The following is a 4,540-nucleotide window of genomic DNA, read 5'->3' as shown; positions in this document are numbered from 1 at the left end:
GCCGCGATCAGCAGGATCTGCCCGGGGCTCGGGGCCAGCGCCCCCGTTCCGGCGGCCAGGCCGTGGGCGGCGATGCCGAACACCGCGCTGACCAGCGCGACGACGATTCCGACGGCCGCGGTCACCACGGGGGGCACCTCGGCTCGGAATCGGTCGGCGGACATGCCCCGATTCTAATGCTGCGCCGAGCGGGGGCCTATCCGCAGTGGTCGGCCCCACTCTCTGCGGATTCGGTGGCGAGCTCGATCCGGGTGCGCTCCTCGTCCGCCAGTCCCGCCTCGAGCCGCGCGAGCATGTGGGGGCGCATCTCGGGCAGGTCGTCGACCGCGAACCAGCGGACGTCGGTGTTCTCGCCGTCGGCGGGGTGCGGATCGCCGTCGAGGTAGGTGCAGGCGAAGGTGTGGTCGAGGTACTGCGCGCGGTCACCGTTGGCGTAGGTGACCATGCGGGAGACGCCGATGGACGCGACGCGGTCCACGCGGATGCTCACCGCGGCCTCTTCCCATGCCTCGCGGACCGCGGCCTCGGCGGGATGCTCGCCCGGGTCGACGATGCCGGTGACCGGGGTCCACCAGCCGTTGTCGGCCCTGCGAACCAGTAGGACGCGCGCGCCGTGGGGGTCGCGGATGACGGCGGTGGCACCGGCCAGCCAGAGCGGTGCGGTGCCCACGTGCCGGCGGAGCTCGAGGACGAAGTCGGGGACTGACATAGCCCAGAGCGTATCCAGACCCCGGGAAATGCAGCGATCCCCGCCGACCGTGTGGTCGACGGGGATCGCCGGAGAACTATCCGATCGCTGACTCAGTCAGCGTGGAAGAGTCAGAACCTCAGTTCTGCTGCTCCTCGGGCTCGCACTCCTGACGCTCCATGGAGCCATTGTCCTTGAGGAAGTCGATGGCCTCCTGCGGCAGGTTGCAGACAAGACCCACGTTGATCTGCGGGAGCGGCGGCAGGTTGACGCCACCGGAGACGGCGAGACCGATGCCGATGCCGGCAGCGGCGAGCGAACCGACGGCGAGGAGGGTGCCGGCGTCGACGGAGCCGCCGTCGGCGGAGCCCTCGGCGGAACCGGACTCGCCGAGCGAACCCTCGACGATCGTCTCTGAGCCCTCGAACGTGGAGCCGAGATCCGAGGAACCGGCCGTGATCGCGGCCAGGATGCCCTCGAGCGAGCCACCGTCGAGCGAGTCCGAGTCGGAACCGGTTCCCAGCGACGCCGGATCAAGCGAATCGGTGGCCGACGCGGTGTCAAGCGAACCGAGGTCCGCCGAATCCGAGTCGAGATCGAGCGAGCCGAGCATCTCGGTGAGCGAACCCGCATCGAGCGAATCGGTGCCGAGCGAATCAGAGTCAGAACCGGTGCCCAGCGACGCCGGATCAAGCGAATCCGAATCAGAACCGGTACCCAGCGAATCAGAGCCGTCGATGCCCTCGAGCGAACCGGTCAGCGGGCTCTCAGCGCCGGTCGAGCCGACGAAGAGGTCGACACCCAGGTCGATCGAGCCACCGAGGAGGCCGGTTCCGAGGTTGAGGTCGAGCAGCTCACTCTGAGCGTTGGCGACACCCGGCATGGCGCCGAGTGCGAGTCCGGAGGCGGCGATAACGGCGATCATCCGCTTGGTGTTCTTCATAGGAATTGCCTTCCTGTTGTTGGTGACGACCCAGCGACCCGGGTTCTCCCCCTCGTCGCCCGGTCCGGTGTGCAGCCCTGGGGCTACTCACCGTCGGATCGTGTCACCACCCTATCGAGCAATTTTCTGGACTTGTTACAAGAAGTCTCGTTTAGGCACAGGTAATGCCCAGCCGCGCGATTACGCCCAGACTCCGTGGTCCGGACGATGATTGCTGCTGAAAGACCGCTCCCATGCGACTACCTCGGCTTATGTGAACCTTAATAAGTGAGCTTTTGGTTATAGACTGTTCTATGGGAGACCAATTAGTGACATTGATCACTTCTCACCTACATTTGACCGACTCGCCGTCAACACGCTGCGCCACGGGCTCTGACATGGATAAATGTGAGGCTAACCTCGGATAAATCTGTCCCCGATCCAGGAGCGCCATGACACCGAACAGCAGCGGAGTTCAGTTCCCCACCGATTCGGCCGGGAACCGCTCGTCCGGGCGGCTGGCCAAGCAGGTCGTCGCCGACGCACTGTCCACCGTGGACCCGGCGGCGGGCGAGCGGGTCCACAGGATCAAGGACTGGCGCAAGGGATACATCCAGCCCTTCACCGAGATGGTCAGTGCGGGCGTCGCCGATGCCGCCGCGTGGGACGGGGTGGCCCGCGCCGCCCTCGACTCGCTCCAATCCAGGATGGTCGGCGTTCATGAGGTCGACGGCCAGGAGGTGGAGACCCCGATGGCGGACTACCTCGCCGTCGCCCCCTCCACGTCCACTCCGGGAACCGAGACGGTCCAGGGGACGGCGGCCCCCGCCACGGAACTGTCCATCCCCTACCGCGGTGAGGAACTGACCGGCGCGATGCTGCGGGCCCGGCTCGACAAATGGGTCGATTCCGGGGTGATCGAGCCGAGCTGCGCGGACGCTCTGAAGTTGGTGCAGGAGAATCCTGAGTGGCTCGCTCTGCCGGGCCGCGCGATGCTCGTGCTGGGCCTGGGCTCGGAGATGGGGCCCGCCGCCCGGTTGTTGCGGTGGGGCGCCGACGTCCTGGGTGTCGACCTCCCCTCGAGCCCGGTGTGGGACCGGTTCCGCGGGCAGGCTCCAGGGTTCGCCGGCCGGCTCCACTTCCCCACGGACACGGACGGCCGGCCGGGCATCGACCTGCTCACCCAGCTCCCCGAGCTCGCCGCCTGGGCCCGAGCGGCCGCCCCGGCCCCGCTCACGGTGGGCAGCTACTTCTACGCGGACGGCGGAACCCACGTCCAGCTCTCGTCTGCGGCCGATGCCCTCGTCGTGGACCTGTTGAAGGACGGAACCGCCGACGCGCTGGCCTACCTCGCCACCCCCATGGACACGTTCGTGGTCCCCGCCGATGTCCGCCGGGCCTCGGACGCGGCGCTGGCGGCCCGCAAGGCCACCGACGTCAAGAAGATCGTCGGCACCCTGACCCGACAGAAGGTCTTCCACCGCAACTACGAGAAGGGGCACGGCCCGGCGGTGCACGACGCGCTGGTCCCCCAGCAGGGCCCCAACTACACGCTCGCCAAGCGGGTCCAGCGGTGGCGCGCGACCACCGCGTTCGCGGACGGATACACCGTCTCCGTCAACGTCGCCCCCGCCACCGACACCCGCTCGGTCACCAAGAACAAGATCCTCGCCGCCACGTACAAGGGGGCGCACGCGTTCGGCATCGAGATCTTCGAACCCGCCACCTCGTCGGCTCTGCTCGCCGCCTTGTTGGTCCACGACCTCAACGTGGGACGGCCGGACGTCGGGGTGCAGTGGGAGCACGAGTCCCACGGGGCGGCCTCGGGAGGGTTGTGGCGCCAGCCCTACCTGCCGCGGACCGCGCTGCCCGTGGCCGCACTGCTCGGTACCGTCAAGAGGTAGGAACACGCCCCGGACCGATCTGCCGGTCCGGGGCCCGCCGGTGCCGACAGAGTAAGGACCCCGCCATGCCGAACCCGTTCTCCAAGAGCTGGAACTACCTCAAGGCCTCGCTCGACAAGAAGGTCGACGACAACGCGGACCCCAAGATCCTCGTCCGCCAGGCCATGGACAACGCCCGCCAGCAGCACAAGTCGGTGACGGACCAGGCAGCCGCCGTGATCGGCAACGCCAAGCAGCTCGAGATCGCCATGGGCACCAAGTCCCGGCAGCTCGACGAGGTGCAGGGCCAGATCCGGCAGACCCTCCAGGTGGCCGAGTCGGCGCGTGCCGAGGGGGACACCGCCCGCGCCGCCCAGTTCGACGCGCAGGCCGAGCAGCTGGCCGGCCGGATGGTCACCCTGGAGCAGGACCTCGAGAACACCAAGCAGCTGCACGGGCAGGCGGTGCAGGCCGCCGAGCAGGCCAAGCAGGCGGTCAGGGAGTCCGACCAGCGTCTGCGCGAGACGCTCGCGCAGGAGGACCAGCTCCTGCTCCAGGCCACCCAGGCGGAGATGCAGCACCGGACCGTCGATTCCATGTCCTCGCTGGAGGGGGTCGGCGGCGGCAACTCGCCCACGTTCGACGAGATCCGCGCCAAGATCGAGGGTCGCTACACCACGGCGCTCGGCAAGCAGGAGCTCGCGGAGGCCACGGGGTCCCCGTCCAGCGCGCAGCTCGACGCCGCCGCCTTCACGCGCGAGTCCGAGGGCAAGAGCAAGCTCGAGCAGATCCGGGCGTCCATGGGACTGAGCGGTGGTGGCACCGCCGTCGAGGGCGCCGGGGCGGGTGGTGCCTCCGACCGGCAGCTGACCGAGGGCGCCGGAGCCGACGGTTCCGCGGACGCCGCGACTCCCGCCGAGCAGACGGGATCCTCGGGCCCCACCCCGCAGGACGCGGGGACCCCGGAGCCGGGCCCCTCCGACCTCTCCGGGCCGACGCTCCCCCGCGACACCAGGGAGTAGCGCGACACCACCGGTCTGGAGATCA

The 4,540-nt window shown here is 69.1% G+C and carries 4 protein-coding genes; 2 read left to right on the top strand and 2 right to left on the bottom strand.

Annotation, left to right across the window (positions count from 1 at the left end; all coding sequences use genetic code 11):
- Nucleotides 1-196: 196 nt before the first annotated feature.
- A complete protein-coding gene (locus tag G6027_RS00745; protein WP_182634519.1) occupies nucleotides 197-709 on the bottom strand; it encodes an NUDIX domain-containing protein in 513 nt (170 codons plus the stop codon).
- Between the two features lie 118 nt (nucleotides 710-827).
- On the bottom strand, nucleotides 828-1,631 hold the full coding sequence (locus G6027_RS00740; RefSeq protein WP_182634517.1) for a hypothetical protein: 804 nt from the start codon (nucleotides 1,629-1,631) through the stop codon (nucleotides 828-830).
- Between the two features lie 431 nt (nucleotides 1,632-2,062).
- Between G6027_RS00740 and G6027_RS00735 the strand changes: the two genes are divergently transcribed.
- Both G6027_RS00735 and G6027_RS00730 read left to right on the top strand, forming a co-directional pair.
- Complete coding sequence (locus G6027_RS00735; protein ID WP_182634515.1) at nucleotides 2,063-3,514, top strand: hypothetical protein; 1,452 nt, start codon at nucleotides 2,063-2,065, stop codon at nucleotides 3,512-3,514.
- A gap of 65 nt (nucleotides 3,515-3,579) precedes the next feature.
- The gene (locus G6027_RS00730) at nucleotides 3,580-4,515 is read left to right on the top strand and encodes a PspA/IM30 family protein (RefSeq protein WP_182634514.1); all 936 of its coding nucleotides are present in this window, start codon (nucleotides 3,580-3,582) and stop codon (nucleotides 4,513-4,515) included.
- Nucleotides 4,516-4,540: the final 25 nt, after the last annotated feature.

It is taken from the genome of Dietzia sp. SLG310A2-38A2 (genome assembly GCF_014145095.1).
In the GTDB taxonomy this organism is placed as follows: Bacteria; Actinomycetota; Actinomycetes; order Mycobacteriales; family Mycobacteriaceae; genus Dietzia.
Note: the sequence above shows the minus strand (reverse complement) of the source record. Positions and strands in the feature narration are given on the sequence as shown.

Excerpts from the sequence above, each read along its gene's own strand:
- G6027_RS00745 (WP_182634519.1), bottom strand. The coding sequence starts at position 709 with ATGTCAGTCCCCGACTTCGTCCTCGAGCTCCGCCGGCACGTGGGCACC.
- G6027_RS00740 (WP_182634517.1), bottom strand. The coding sequence starts at position 1,631 with ATGAAGAACACCAAGCGGATGATCGCCGTTATCGCCGCCTCCGGACTC.
- G6027_RS00735 (WP_182634515.1), top strand. The coding sequence starts at position 2,063 with ATGACACCGAACAGCAGCGGAGTTCAGTTCCCCACCGATTCGGCCGGG.
- G6027_RS00730 (WP_182634514.1), top strand. The coding sequence starts at position 3,580 with ATGCCGAACCCGTTCTCCAAGAGCTGGAACTACCTCAAGGCCTCGCTC.